Raw genomic sequence first — 13,053 nt, 5'->3', positions numbered from 1 at the left:
GCTTGCGCCGCTCCAACCCGGTTCCTATGGCAAGCGATGATGTCGCCAGTAAAGGTACGCTTGTCCGTGAAAGCCCTGCTCACCGTTTCCGCCGCCGCGCTCCTGCTGGCGGGCTGCGCCCGTACCGGCGAGATCGACGCGACCGGCGGTATCACCGCCGTGCGTTCCGCCTGCCCGGTGGTGGGACTTGCGGCCGGCACCGGCGACGTGACCTTGTTCGATCCGCCCGCCAGCCAGGACGCGAGCGCGATCGATCTGGTCGCGACGATGACCAATGTCCGTGGCAGCTGCAATGATTCGGGCGACGAGATCGTCACCACCATCAGCTTCAACGTCGAAGCGCGCCGCACCGGGACGGAAGGAGCCCGCGACGTCCAGCTCCCCTATTATGTCGCGGTGGTGCGCGGCGGATCACAGGTGACCGCGAAGCGCGTCAGCACCGTCACGCTGCATTTCGACGCGGGCCAGGCACGCGCGGAGGTCAGCGGCGCCGGCACCACCTCGATCAGCCGCGCCGCCGCGACCCTGCCGCAGGAAGTGCGCGACCGCCTGACCCGCAAGCGCAAGGCGGGCGACGAGGATGCGGCGGTCGATCCGCTCGCACAGCCCGAGGTGCGCCGCGCCGTTCTGTCCGCCACCTTCGAGGCGCTGGTCGGCTTCCAGCTCACCGACGCACAGCTGCGCTACAACGTCACCCGCTGACCGGTACTGGCGCGGAGGCGCCCAGGCTGATTGTCCCGATCCTCGCATGGCAGGCGAGGATCGGGACAGATCGCGCTATCGTGCGCAGGTGTCGGCCGGACCCGGATCAAGGTCCAGGCAGCGCCCGTCCTGCCCCGAAACCTTCAGGCCGATCGTCGCGGCAAGGGTCGGCATGATGTCGACCGTCTCGACCGACAGCGGCTGTTCGAAGCCTGTCATGCCCTTGCGCCAGAAGAGGATGGGCACGCGCCGGTCATAGTCCCAGGGGCTGCCATGCGTCTCGACATAGCCAGCCGCCGGCTTTTCGATCGACGTGACGCGCGGCTTGAGCAGCACGAGCAGGTCGCCGGACCGATCCGGATCGTAGCTGGCCTTGGCGCGCTCCAGCAGATTCCAGGTCTCGGGCGGGGTAGAGGGCATGGGCGATGCGGCGATCTCCGCTCCGGTGAAGACCGCGGCGACCTGCGGCAGCGTCTTGTAGCGGCGCACCGCCTCTGCCAGCACCCGGCTGCGCTGCGCCGCCGGCAGCGCGGTCGACAGATAGACGTCGCCCTCGCCGCCGAGCAGCACCGGACCGGTCAGGCCCAGGTCCCGACCGATGGCCGCGCCGACCGCACCGGCCAGCGTCTCGGGCGCGACATGCGCCTCCATCGGCATCGCACGCTGCTGCTGGCGCTCGGTCATGTCGTGGGCGCCATGATCGGCGGTCAGCATGATCTCATAGTCGACGCCGGTGTCGTCCAGCACGGCGAAAAAGCCTGCCAGCGACTGGTCCAGCTCGTTCATCTGGATGCACATCTCGGCGCCCTGGGTGCCGAGGGCATGGCCGATATAGTCGGTGGCGCTCAGCCCGACCGCGATGATGTCGGTCGCCGGGCCCTTGCCCAGCTGCATGTCCTGCACGAGCCCCGCCGCCATCGCCAGCACCGCGGCATCCGCGGCGGGAGAGGTCCGGAACGCCTTGGCGTCACCCGCGGCGCGCTCGAAGCGGCCCTGGCCGACCGTCGCGGTGCCCGCGGTGATGGCGCGGTCGAGCGGCCGGCACCAGCCAGGCAGCGGCAGTGCCGCCTGCGGCCTTGCGATCAGTGCCGCCACGGCGTCGCGGGTCCGCTGGACCACCGGCGGCACGGCGCGGCCGGCATAGGAGGTGTAGGTCTTGCCGTCCCACCACCAGAGCTCGTCGACCTTGTGCCCGCCCATCATCACGGCCGCCCGGTCCTTGCCCGCGACGGAGACGACGCGGCTGCGCGGGTCGGCGGCCTTCATCCGCTCCCCGAGCGTCGGCACCTTCAGGTGCATGTCGGAGACGGTGTAGCGCTCGTGGGACGAATCGGCGACGCGCTCGTCCTCCGAGCAATAGACGGTCTTGTCGGGACGGCCGACGCGCTGGTCGATCCAGTTGTTGGCGATGATGCCGGTATGGGCCGGCCGATAGCCGGTCAGGATCGTCGAATGGCCGGGGCACGTCTCGGTGGCAGCGTGGCTCTGATAGCCGCTGGGGAAGACCCCGCCGGTCAGCAGTCGGGCGAGGCCGCCGGTATAGTGGTTGCGATATTGCGCGAACAGATCCGCAGAGAACTGGTCGACGGAAATGGCGACGATCAGCTTGGGCGGCGTCGCGGGGAAGGGCGGCGGTGGCGGGGTCGCGGGTCCGGCGGCGGCGGGTACCGCGCCGCCGGGGGGCGGCGAATTCGTCTGCGCCGCGGCCGGGCAGGCGCCCGCAAACGCGGCGGTCGTCACGAGCAACAGGGCGGCGAAGCGCGACATCGGTAGTCCTTGGTGGGAAGATCGGCAGCGTTTATGGCAGGGACATGATCGTCCCGGCAAGGCGCGCCCTGCGCCGCTTCGTTTACATCGTCATGACGCTGATCGGCCTGTCGCTCGCCGCGGCCGGACTTGCCGAGGTCGCGCCGCCGGGCGCGGGACCTCATCTGGCGATGCGGCTGATCCCGGAGAGCGCGTCTCCGGCACCGGGGCGGACGGTGACCCTGGCGATCGCCGTGGACCCGGCACCCGGCTGGCACGGCTATTGGAAGAACCCCGGCGATGCCGGGATCGAGACCCTCGCCGCTTGGACCCTCCCCGCGGGCCTGCGGGCGGGGCCGCTTCGCTATCCGGTGCCGCAGCGCCTGCTCGTCGCCGGGCTGATGAACCATGTATACGACAAGCCCTTCGCGCTGCTGGTCGATCTGTCGGTACCGGCCGGACTGGCGCGGGGAACGGCGCTGCCCGTTCGGGTGAAGCTCGATTACCTCGTCTGCACCGACACGGTCTGCGTGCCCGAGAGCCAGACGCTGGCGACGCGGCTGACGGTCGGCGACGGTGGCGCCGATCCACAGGTGACAGCGAAGTTCGACGGGTGGCGGCGCGCGATACCACGTCCGCTCGGGGCGGAGGCGACCTATCAGGTCGCCGACAAGCGCTTCCGCCTCTCCATTCCCTTTCCCGCCGGTGCCGCGCTGGGCCAGGCCTGGTTCTATCCGGAGGCGGCCGGGGCGCTCGACTATGCCGCGAAGCAGAACGTGACGCGGGACGGCGATCGGCTGCTGGTCGAGACGGCCGCCGCAGCCAGCCCTGCAGGAGGGCGCATCCAGGGCGTGCTCGACACCGGAGCGGGGCAGGGGCTCGAGATCGTCGCGGCGCCGGGCAGCGTCGCAGTCCAGGCCGGGGCGCAGCCCGGCGGATGGGCCGCGACGGCCATGCTGGCCTTTCTGGGCGCCGTTGCCGGCGGCCTGATCCTCAACGTCATGCCCTGCGTCTTTCCCATCCTCAGCCTCAAGGCCCTCAGCCTCGCCCGGGCGGGCCATGGGAGCGAGGTGGCGGCCCGGCGCGAGGCCCTGGCCTATACCGGCGGCGTCGTTCTGGTCTGTCTCGCGCTGGGCGGTGCGATCCTAGCGCTGCGGGCCGGCGGCAGCGCGGTGGGATGGGCGTTCCAGCTCCAGGATCCACGCATGATCCTGATCCTGTTGCTGCTTTCGGTCGCGATCGCGCTGAACCTCGCGGGATTGTTCGAGGTGCCGATGCCCCGCTTCGCCGGCGAGGGCGGGAATGGCGGCGCCTTCGCGACCGGCGCGCTGGCCGCCTTCGTCGCGACGCCGTGCACCGGTCCCTTCATGGGGGCGGCGCTGGGGGCGGCGCTGGTCCTGCCCTGGCCGGCCGCGCTCGCGGTCTTCGCGGGCCTCGGCCTCGGTCTGGCGCTGCCCTTTCTGCTGCTCGGCTTCATCCCGTCCCTGCGACGCAGGCTGCCGCGGCCCGGCGCCTGGATGGAGCGCCTGCGCCGCATCCTGTCGGTGCCGATGTGGCTGACGGCGATCGCGCTCGCCTGGGTGCTGGGTCGCCAAGCCGGGGTTGAGGCGATGACGCTGGCGCTGGCGCTGTCGCTCGCCATCGGCCTGTTGCTGTGGTTCGCGGGAACGCGACAGCGCGGCGGCCGCGGCTTCGGGGCCGCGGCGGCGGGAGGGCTGGCGCTGGTCGCCCTCGCCGGAGCGCTGATCGTCCCGACGTCGCGCCCGGCCGCGGCCCTTGCTGCGGGCAGCGGGGCGGAGCGCTTCAGCGAGGCGCGGCTGGCGGCGCTGCGTGCCGGCAACCGCCCGGTCTTCGCCTATTTCACCGCGGACTGGTGCCTGACCTGCAAGGTCAACGAGAAAGCGGCGATCGAGACGGCGGCGACCGCGGATGCCTTCCGCCGGGGGAAGGTGGCCGTGCTCGTAGGCGACTGGACCGACGGCGATCCAGAACTCGGCCGCTTCATCGAGCGGCACAACCGGGCCGGGGTTCCCCTGTATCTCTGGTACGCGCCGGGCAGCGCCGAGCCGCGCGTCCTTCCGCAGATCCTGACCCCCGCCATGCTGGCGGAGCTCGCCGCGCGAGGCTGATCGGCCGACGCCTCTTGTGCGCTGCCGCAATTGCGCGCAGCATGCGTTCATCGGCTCTGGCTGACGAGGGGCAATGAGAGCGCAGGCGTTCGACGAGATCATGGGCATGGCCGGCCGGCCGCCGCGGGCCGAGCTCGACGCGCTGGCCCGCTGGCTGGAGGCGACACCCGCGATCGAGCTGCGTCGCCGCCAGCACTCGGCCGAGGCCGCCTTCCGGCAGCTCGGCATCACCTTCGCGGTCTATGGCGACAACGAGGCCTCCGAGCGTATCATACCCTTCGACATCGTGCCGCGCGTCTTCCTGCCCGACGAGTGGGACCGGCTGTCGCGCGGGCTCGTGCAGCGCGTCGAGGCGATCAACGCCTTTCTCGACGATATCTATGGCGAGCGGCGCATCCTCAAGGAAGGCGTGCTGCCGTCCGATCTGATCCTCGGAAATCCGCAATTCCGCCCGGAGATCGCCGGCATCCGCCCGCCGCACGGGGTCTGGGCGCATATCTGCGGGATCGATCTGGTCCGCACCGGCCCCGACGACTTCTTCGTGCTGGAGGATAATGCCCGGACGCCGTCGGGGGTCAGCTATATGCTGGAGAATCGCGAGGCGATGCTGCGCCTCTGCCCCGAATTGTTCCGCAACTTTCGCGTCGCGGCCGTGGATTCCTATCCCGATCGGCTGCTCGAGGTGATGAAGTCGGTCGCGCCGCGCGGCGTGGCGACGCCGACCTGCGTCGTGCTGACCCCCGGGCATTTCAATTCGGCCTATTACGAGCACAGCTTCCTTGCCGACTCGATGGGAATCGAGCTGGTGGAGGCCGCCGACCTGGTGGTGGACGAGGACATCGTCTGGATGCGGACGATCGCCGGGCGGGTGAAGGTCGATGTGATCTACCGCCGGGTCGATGACGATTTTCTCGATCCTCTGGTCTTCCGTCCCGATTCGATGCTCGGCGTACCCGGGCTGATCGCCGCCTATGCCGCGGGCAATGTCGCGATCATCAACGCGCCCGGCAACGGCATCGCCGACGACAAGGCGATCTACAGCTACATGCCTGAGATCGTCCGCTACTATACGGGCAGCGAGGCGAGCCTGCCCAATGTCGAGACGTGGCGCTGCCGCGAGCCCGAGGCGCTGCGCTACGTGCTCGATCATCTCGACGAGCTCGTCGTCAAGCTGGTCGACGGGTCCGGCGGCTACGGGATGCTGGTCGGCCCGACCGCCAGCCGCGAGGAGATCGATCGCTTCCGCGCCGCGCTGGTTGCCGAGCCGCACCGGTATATCGCTCAGCCCACCCTGGCCCTGTCCACCGTGCCGACGATGGCCGAGGCGGGTCTGGCGCCGCGGCATGTCGACTTCCGGCCTTTCGTGCTGACCGGCACGCGGGGGGTGCAGGTCGTGCCGGGCGGATTGACCCGCGTCGCCTTGCGCGAGGGCTCGCTCGTCGTGAATTCGAGCCAGGGCGGCGGCACCAAGGACAGCTTCGTCCTGATGGCCGATGCCGGGGCGACCCAGAGCCAGAGCCAGAGCCAGTCGCAGATCCAGGCCCTGCGGCCGGACGGGGGCGCGCGCTGATGCTGAGCCGCACCGCCTCCTCGCTCTACTGGCTCGGTCGCTATTTCGAACGGGTCGATTTCATCTCGCGGCTGGTCGAGGCGACCGTGCGGCTCGACGTGCTATCGGCCCGGCCGGCGGGTCGCGCGGCCTGGGAGTCCGCCCTGGCGGTGACCTATACCGATGTTGCCTTCGCGGCGACCGGCGGCGAGGTGCGGCGACGCGACGTGGCCCGCTTCCTCACCGTGGACGGATCGCACCCGGGCTCGATCGTCTATTGCGTCGAGGCGGCTCGGACCAACGCCCGCGCCGTCCGCACCGCGCTGACCCGGGAGGCATGGTCGGCGATCAATCGCGCCTGGCTGCTGTTCGAGGGGCGGCCGCCGGCCGACGACCCGACGGCCGTGCTCAATCTGGTCGATGCCGTGAAGAGCGAGACGCGGGGCTTCGAGGGAGCGGTTCACCGCATGCTCCGCAACCAGACGACATGGTTCATCCGGCTGGGTCAGGCGGTCGAGCGGGCGGACAATACCGCGCGGCTGCTCGACGTGAAGTACCACATCCTGCTTCCGGAGGGCGAACGGGTCGGCGGCGTCGTCGACCGCGATCAGTGGACGACGATCCTCCAGACCGTGTCCGCCGTCACCGCCTATCGCTGGCTCTATTCCGACGGGCTGAGCCCCGCCAACGTCATCGACCTGCTGATCGCCCGGCCCGAGCTGCCGCGCAGCCTCGCCGCCTCCATCGAGGAGACGGTGGAGGTGCTTGGGCTGCTGGCGCGCCGGACGGGCCAGCATGGCGAGGCGGACCGGATGGCGCGGCTGCGCGCCACCCGCATGCAGCGGACCCGGTCGGGCGAGGTGATCGCCTCGGGCCTCCATCAGTTTCTGCAAGGCTTCATCCACGAGAACGCGCTGCTGCACGCGGCGATCGGGCGGCAGTTCAAATTCGGCTGAGCGCCGGCGAACAGGGGGCACAAGGGCGATGCGGCTGTCGATCCACCACCGCACGGCATATCGTTTCTCCGCCCCGCAGGCGCGGCTGGTGCAGATGCTGCGGCTCACCCCGCAGAATTCGCACGACCAGACCGTCGCGCGATGGCGGATCGACATCGATCGCGACGCGCGCATGAGCGAAGGTCGCGACGGCTGGGGCAATGTCACCACGATGCTCTATGTCGAAGGACCGGTCGAGGAGATCGCGATCGAGGTTTCGGGCGAGGTGCTGACCAGCCATTCGGACGGCGTGATCCGCGGCGTGGCCGAAATGCTGCCGCCCGGGCTCTATCTTCGCTCCACCCCCGCCACGGCACCGGATCCGGCGATCCTCGCCTGGGCGGCGGATCTGCGGCAGACCGACCCGTTGACCACGCTGCATGGCCTGAATGGCGCGATCCACCAGCGGTTCGAGGTCGATCACGGCCGCCCGGTGGCGGGCCGCTCGGCCGGCGAGGCATGGTCCCGCGCGAAAGCGACTCCACGCGATCTGGCGCAGATCTTCGCGGTCGCCGCGCGGCATCTCGGACAGCCGGCCCGCTATGTGTCGGGCTATTGCCGCCATGCGGACCAGGAGCATCCGACCCCGCATGGCTGGGCCGAGGCCTGGGTGGAGGATCTCGGCTGGGTCGGGTTCGATCCCTGCACCGGCCTGTCGCCGCAGGAGGATCATGTCCGCGTCGCGGTCGCCCTCGACGCGGCCGGTGCTGCGCCGGTCGCAGGTTCGCGGCTGGGCGAAGGCGCCGAGCAGCTCGACGTCGAGGTGCGGGTCGAGGAGGCGTGACGCGGACGGCCGCGTGCAGCTGCGGGCAGCTGCGCATCACGGTCGGCGATCAGCCTCTTCGCGTCGGCCTATGTCATTGCACGGGCTGCCAGCGCCGCACCGGCAGCGTCTTCGCCACGCAGGCCAGCTTTGCGCCCCCATGGCATGTGGAGGGTCGATGGACCGAATTGCGCCGGACCGGCGATGCGGGCAGCCTGTTCCGCTTCCACTTCTGCCCGGTGTGCGGAACGACGCTGTTCCATCGCGAAGCCGGTCAGGAGGAGCGTCGAGTATCCGTCGCAGTCGGGGCTTTCGCCGACGGCGATTTCCGGGTCCGACCGTCTCGGTCTACGACCGTGCCCGCCGGCCCTGGGTCTCGCTCCCTACCGATGTCGTTCGCCATGATCGCGATCCGGAATGACGCGCCGGAGCGACATGACATCCGGGTGACCCACCCCTGACCGTTCGCCGGGAGCGCGGTCGAAGGGCGTGAGACCGATCCGTGCTTCGAGGTCGCTTTGCACGGACGGTCACCGTCATGTCATCCGGCTTGTCCGTCGCGCGATCGTCGTCAGGTGCCAGCCGCGGCTGGGCCTGACGGTAGTTTCAGCCCGAAAGGATCAAAGCTTCGATCCGGGCGGCACCGGCGCCATGTCGTCGTCGCTCAGCCGTCGCCAGCCCGTGGGACCCAGCGCCTCGAGCGGGCGATAGCGCGTCTTGTACTCCATCCGCGCCGACCCCTTCACCCAATAGCCGAGATAGACATAGGGCAGGCCCGCGTCGCGCGCGCGGACGATATGGTCCATGATGATGAAGTTGCCGAGTGCGGGCCGCGCGGCATGGTCGGGATCGAAGAAGCTGTAGATCATCGACAGCCCGTCGGCCTGCCGATCGGTCAGGCACGCGCCGACGAGCCGGCCGCGGCGACCGCCCGGGGCCGCCGGCTCGCGATATTCGACGATCAGCGAGTTGACCGGCGAATGCTCGATCATGTCGGCATAATCGTCGTCGTCCATGCCGGCCATGCCGCCGCCCGGATGACGGACGGCGAGATAGCGGCGCATCAGCTGATACTGTTCTTCAGTCGCCCAGGCGCGGCAGGCGGTGACTTCCAAATCGGCATTGCGGCGGAGCAGCTTGCGCTGGGTCGCATTGGGGACGAAATCGGCGGTGACGACCCGCACCGACACGCAGGCCGTGCATCCCGCACAGGAGGGTCGGTAGGCGACGCCCTGACTGCGCCGGAAGCCGATGCGGCCGAGCGCGTCGTTCAGTTCGGAGGCGTGCGGGCCAACCAGTTCGGTGAACACCTTCCGCTCCTGCCGCCCCGGCAGATAGGGGCAGGGAGACGGGCTGGTGACGAAGAAGCGCGGGAAACGAAACGGCGCGGTCACCGACGGCGGGCCTCCGAGGGAAGGTATGCGGGATGCCTTATGAGGGCAGGGGCCGCCAGATGCCAAGCGGCTTTACCGCATAATTGCGTCCCAAGCCTTAACGCGCCGAAGCGTCGGTACGGTCGCGCCCCGATCAGGCGAGCTCGACCTGCGCGGTCTCGTAGCCGGCCCCCCGCAGGGCGTCGATCAGGCGCTGGAGATGGGCGTTGTCGCGCGTCTCGCACTCGATGTCCGTGATCAGGCCCTTGGCCGGCAGCGTCGTGAAGACGCGCTGGTGATAGACCTCGATGATGTTGACGCGTTCCTGATCGAACAGGCGCGCGACATTGTAGAGCGAGCCCGGCTGATCCTGCAGCCGGATCCGCAGCCGCGCCAGCCGCCCCGACCGCGCGAGATCGCGCAGCAGCACGTTGGCGAGCAGCCGCGTGTCGATATTGCCGCCGCACAGCACCACGCCCACGGTCCTGCCGGTGAACCGCCCCGGATGGGCGAGCAGGGCCGCCAGGCCGGCGGCGCCGGCGCCCTCGACCACGGTCTTCTCGATCTGGAGGAGGAGGCTGACCGCCTCTTCGAGGCTGCGTTCGCTGACGAGCAGGATATCGTCGACCAGCGCGCGCACCATCCGGGCCGGGATCCCGCCCGGCTCCTTCACCGCGATACCCTCGGCGAGCGTGTCTCCGGCGCAGGGCATGTCGGTGCCGTTGATCCGGTTGTACATCGAGGGATAGAGCTCCGCTTCGACGCCGACGACCTCGACCGGGCGACCCTGCGCCCGCGCCACCGTGGCCATGCCGGAGATCAGCCCGCCGCCGCCGATCGGCGTGACGAGCGTGTCGATCGCCGGGACATCCTCGAACATCTCGAGCGCGACCGTTCCCTGGCCGGCGATCACGCGGGGATCGTCGAACGGATGGACGAAGGTGAAGCCGCGCTCGGCCTCGAGCACCCGCGCATGCGCGTAGGCGGCATCGAAGGTGTCGCCTTCCAGCACGACGGTAGCGCCATGGCCTTCGGTCTGGACGACCTTCACCGTGGGGGTGTTGCGCGGCATCACGATCGTCGCCGGTACGCCGAGCCGATTGGCGTGATAGGCGAGGCCTTGGGCATGGTTGCCGGCCGATGCGGCGATCACGCCTTTAGCCTTCGCCTCGTCCGACAGGAGCAGCAGCGTGTTGAGCGCGCCGCGCTCCTTGTAGGCGGCGGTGAACTGCAAATTCTCGAACTTGAGATAGACGGTTGCGCCGGTCAGCTGCGAGAGGGTCCGGCTGGCAAGGGTGGGCGTCCGCACGATCGCATCGCGAATGCGGGCATGGGCGGCCCGAACGTCGTCGATGGTGACGGGAAGCGAACCCGTGTCGGCCGGTTTGATCTGCGTTGCCATAGCCGGCCGCGTTAGACCGTCTGGCGCCGCGGGGGAACACCGCTTATGCCGCCGCTATGGCAAGACTGGCTCCGCTTCTCCTCCTCGCCGTGACGATCATGGCTCCTGTATCCGCTCAGGCCGAGGCGCTGGTCGACAATGTCAACGGGATGACCCTCGACGCGGACGGGAAGGTGGTCCGGTTCACCGGCATCCTGATGACGGCCGACGGCAAGGTGGTGCGGCTGCTGGGCGCGAAGGACAAGCGCCCCGACCGGCTGGACTGGCGGGCCGACATGAAGGGGCGGGTGCTGATGCCCGGCTTCGTCGATGCGCACGGCCATGTCATGGAATTGGGGTTCCGCGCGCTGGAGCTCGACCTCTCGGACACGCGCTCGCTCGACGAGGCCAAGGCGAAGATCGCCGCCTATGTCGCCGCCAATCCCGACCGCAAATGGATCCTGGGCGGGGGCTGGAACCAGGAGCGATGGCGACTGGGCCGTTTCCCGACGGCCGCCGATCTCGACGCGGTCGTCGGCGACAAGCCGGTATGGCTCGCCCGCATCGACGGCCACGCCGGCTGGGCGAACAGCGCCGCCCTGCGCGAGGCCGGAATCTCCGCAGCGACGGTGTCGCCGCCGGGCGGCCGCATCGAGAAGGGCGCGGGGGGCAAGCCGGCCGGTGTCTTCGTCGATGCGGCGCAGGCCTTGATGCAGAAGGCGGTTCCGCAACCCCTGCCCAAGGACAGGGACTCCGCCTTCCTCAAGGCGCAGGCGACGCTGCTCTCGCTGGGCGTCACCGCGGCGGCGGACATGGGCACGAGCGTCGACGACTGGTTGAGCTATCGCCGCATGGGCGACCGCGGTGCGCTACGGGTGCGGATCATCAGCTATGGCATGGGGATCGACGACACGGTGCGGATCGGCGGGACCGGTCCGACGCCGTGGCTCTATGCCGACCGCCTGCGCCTTGCCGGCGTCAAGCTCTATGGCGACGGGGCATTGGGGTCGCGGGGGGCCTGGCTGAAGGCACCCTATGCCGATGCGCCGGGCGAGAAGGGGCTGGGCTTCCAGACCGACACCGTGCTGCGCAACCTGATGAGCCGCGCGGCGATGGACAAATACCAGGTCGCCGTCCACGCGATCGGCGACCGTGCCAATGCGCAGGTGCTCGATGCGATCGACGAGTTGTCTGACACCTATGGCGGCGACCGGCGCTGGCGGATCGAGCATGCACAGGTCGTCGATCCGGCCGACCTGCCGCGCTTCGGCAAGCATGGCGTGATCGCCTCGATGCAGCCGACGCATCAGACCAGCGACCGGACGATGGCGGAGGCGCGGCTGGGCGCGGCGCGGCTGACCGGGGCCTATGCCTGGCACACGATGCTGGCGGACGGCGCCGGGCTGGCCTTCGGCTCCGATTTCCCGGTCGAGAGCCCCGATCCGTTCGCCGGCTGGGCGGCGGCCTTCACGCGCCAGGGTGCCGACGGTATGCCCCCCGGCGGCTGGCGCCCCGAAGAGGCGGTGACGCGCGAACAGGCCTGGAAGGCCTTCACCCAGGGCGGCGCCTATGCCGCGTTCGCCGAAACGGTGTTCGGGCGGCTGGCGCCGGGCCAGCGGGCCGACTTCATCATCGTCGATCGCGATCCGCTGGCGGCATCGCCCGCCGAGCTGCGCCAGACCAAGGTCGAGGAGACGTGGGTCGGCGGCGAGAAGGTGTGGGAGCGGAAATAGCTGCGACGGCCCTCTCCGAACGCAGCAATGCCGCCCCGCGGGAGTTCAGGCGGAGCGGCATCGCCGCGGGCCTTCGGCTTGGGAAGGCCACGAAGAGCCCGAAGCACCGGTCCCTCCCCGGCACGGCGATCGGGCATCTGATGGCCTAGACTTACCGCTCGGTCAGGCGAGTCGCCAGAGCGATGTGAGTCCCGTTTGGGATCAGATCCGGCCGGCGAGCAGTGCCGCGAACGCCTCGCAGCCCCTGGCATCCTCCGCATCGAAGCGGGCCGGCACCGGGCTATCCAGATCGAGGACGCCGAGGACTTCGCCGTCGCGGATCAGCGGCACCACCAGCTCCGAGCGGCTGGCCGCGTCGCAGGCGATATGACCCGGAAAGTCATGGACATCCGCGACCAGCTGCGTCGTCCGCGTCGCCACCGCGGTGCCGCAAACCCCCTTGCCGACCGGGATGCGGATACAGGCCGCCTTGCCCTGAAAGGGGCCGAGAACCAGTTCGCCGCCGACCATGCGGTAGAAGCCCGCCCAGTTGAGGTCGGGGAGATACTGCCAGAGGATCGCCGCGGCGTTGGCCATGTTCGCGATGCCGTCTGTCTCGTCGCCGGTCAGCGCATCCAGCGAGGCGTGGAGGTCCCGGTAGAGCTCGGCCTTCGAGCCGGCGGCGATATCGAACTGGAACATG

Annotated in this window: 11 protein-coding genes; 7 read left to right on the top strand and 4 right to left on the bottom strand. The window is 69.9% G+C overall.

Annotated features, from left to right (window positions below; all coding sequences use genetic code 11):
- Window positions 1–39 precede the first annotated feature (39 nt).
- On the top strand, window positions 40–702 hold the full coding sequence (locus tag IEX18_RS01105; RefSeq protein WP_188657767.1) for a hypothetical protein: 663 nt from the start codon (window positions 40–42) through the stop codon (window positions 700–702).
- 75 nt (window positions 703–777) lie between these two features.
- Here IEX18_RS01105 and IEX18_RS01100 read toward each other — a convergent pair whose 3' ends face one another.
- Complete coding sequence (locus IEX18_RS01100) at window positions 778–2,469, bottom strand: alkaline phosphatase family protein (protein ID WP_188656777.1); 1,692 nt, start codon at window positions 2,467–2,469, stop codon at window positions 778–780.
- A gap of 44 nt (window positions 2,470–2,513) precedes the next feature.
- Here IEX18_RS01100 and IEX18_RS01095 point away from each other — a divergent pair, with 44 nt between their 5' ends.
- From IEX18_RS01095 to IEX18_RS01075, 5 genes are all read left to right on the top strand, one after another.
- Window positions 2,514–4,577, top strand: coding sequence for a protein-disulfide reductase DsbD family protein (locus tag IEX18_RS01095; protein WP_229664288.1), 2,064 nt, complete (start codon window positions 2,514–2,516; stop codon window positions 4,575–4,577).
- Window positions 4,578–4,650: 73 nt separating this feature from the next.
- Entirely contained in the window at window positions 4,651–6,147 is a 1,497-nt protein-coding gene (locus IEX18_RS01090; protein ID WP_188656776.1) for a circularly permuted type 2 ATP-grasp protein, read from the top strand.
- Window positions 6,147–7,082, top strand: coding sequence for an alpha-E domain-containing protein (locus IEX18_RS01085; RefSeq protein ID WP_188656775.1), 936 nt, complete (start codon window positions 6,147–6,149; stop codon window positions 7,080–7,082). The genes IEX18_RS01090 and IEX18_RS01085 overlap by 1 nt, the downstream gene beginning before the upstream one ends.
- Before the next feature lie 28 nt (window positions 7,083–7,110).
- Complete coding sequence (locus tag IEX18_RS01080; protein ID WP_188656774.1) at window positions 7,111–7,905, top strand: transglutaminase family protein; 795 nt, start codon at window positions 7,111–7,113, stop codon at window positions 7,903–7,905.
- Window positions 7,902–8,345: a GFA family protein gene (locus tag IEX18_RS01075; protein WP_229664287.1), complete on the top strand. Its 444-nt coding sequence runs from the start codon at window positions 7,902–7,904 to the stop codon at window positions 8,343–8,345. Before IEX18_RS01080 ends, IEX18_RS01075 begins: the two co-directional genes overlap by 4 nt.
- A gap of 159 nt (window positions 8,346–8,504) precedes the next feature.
- On the opposite strand, the gene IEX18_RS01070 is transcribed toward IEX18_RS01075, so the two are convergent.
- Window positions 8,505–9,278: an arginyltransferase gene (locus IEX18_RS01070; RefSeq protein WP_188656773.1), complete on the bottom strand. Its 774-nt coding sequence runs from the start codon at window positions 9,276–9,278 to the stop codon at window positions 8,505–8,507.
- 133 nt (window positions 9,279–9,411) lie between these two features.
- Window positions 9,412–10,659, bottom strand: a complete 1,248-nt coding sequence (locus IEX18_RS01065) for a threonine ammonia-lyase (protein ID WP_188656772.1) — start codon at window positions 10,657–10,659, stop codon at window positions 9,412–9,414.
- 56 nt (window positions 10,660–10,715) lie between these two features.
- Between IEX18_RS01065 and IEX18_RS01060 the strand changes: the two genes are divergently transcribed.
- Window positions 10,716–12,371: an amidohydrolase gene (locus tag IEX18_RS01060; RefSeq protein ID WP_188656771.1), complete on the top strand. Its 1,656-nt coding sequence runs from the start codon at window positions 10,716–10,718 to the stop codon at window positions 12,369–12,371.
- A 201-nt stretch (window positions 12,372–12,572) separates the two neighbouring features.
- Here IEX18_RS01060 and msrC read toward each other — a convergent pair whose 3' ends face one another.
- Window positions 12,573–13,052 (bottom strand): free L-methionine (R)-S-oxide reductase MsrC, encoded by a 480-nt coding sequence (gene msrC, locus IEX18_RS01055; RefSeq protein WP_188656770.1) that lies wholly within the window; start codon window positions 13,050–13,052, stop codon window positions 12,573–12,575.
- Window position 13,053: the final 1 nt, after the last annotated feature.

The organism is Sphingomonas metalli, assembly GCF_014641735.1.
Taxonomy (GTDB): domain Bacteria; phylum Pseudomonadota; class Alphaproteobacteria; order Sphingomonadales; family Sphingomonadaceae; genus Sphingomonas; species Sphingomonas metalli.
This window is presented reverse-complemented; position numbering and strand designations above follow the sequence as displayed.